At 64.0% G+C, this 397-nt stretch carries 1 protein-coding gene; it reads left to right on the top strand.

Annotation, left to right across the window (positions count from 1 at the left end; all coding sequences use genetic code 11):
* Positions 1 to 84: 84 nt before the first annotated feature.
* Positions 85 to 397: TPM domain-containing protein (locus tag EN990_RS35300; RefSeq protein ID WP_245469249.1), on the top strand; the 313-nt coding region annotated here is incomplete at its 3' end.

Here is a 397-nt window from a genome sequence, read left to right as displayed (position 1 = left end):
ATGGTATCCAGCATCAGCCTGTCGAAACGCGACCGCCTCGCCTCGGCCGTCCTGATTGCTGCGGTCGTGCTGTTCTCCTGCGTCATGGCCTACGCGACCGACTTGCCGGCGCTGACCGGCCGTGTCATCGACAATGCCGGCATCATCGACGCCGCGACCAAGACGGCGCTGACGCGGAAGCTCGCCGACTTCGAGACGAAAGGTTCCGACCAGATCGTCGTCGCGACGATTCCCAGCCTCGATGGCGAGGAGATCGAGCCCTACGCCAATCGGCTGTTCCGCTTCTGGAAACTTGGCCAGGCGGGCGAGAACAATGGCGTGCTGCTGCTGGTTGCCCCGAACGACCGCAAGATGCGCATCGAGGTCGGTTATGGGCTGGAAGGCACGCTGACCGACC

The organism is Mesorhizobium sp. M7A.F.Ca.US.005.03.1.1 (assembly GCF_003997975.1).
GTDB classification, from domain to species: Bacteria; Pseudomonadota; Alphaproteobacteria; order Rhizobiales; family Rhizobiaceae; genus Mesorhizobium; species Mesorhizobium ciceri.
Note: the sequence above shows the minus strand (reverse complement) of the source record. Positions and strands in the feature narration are given on the sequence as shown.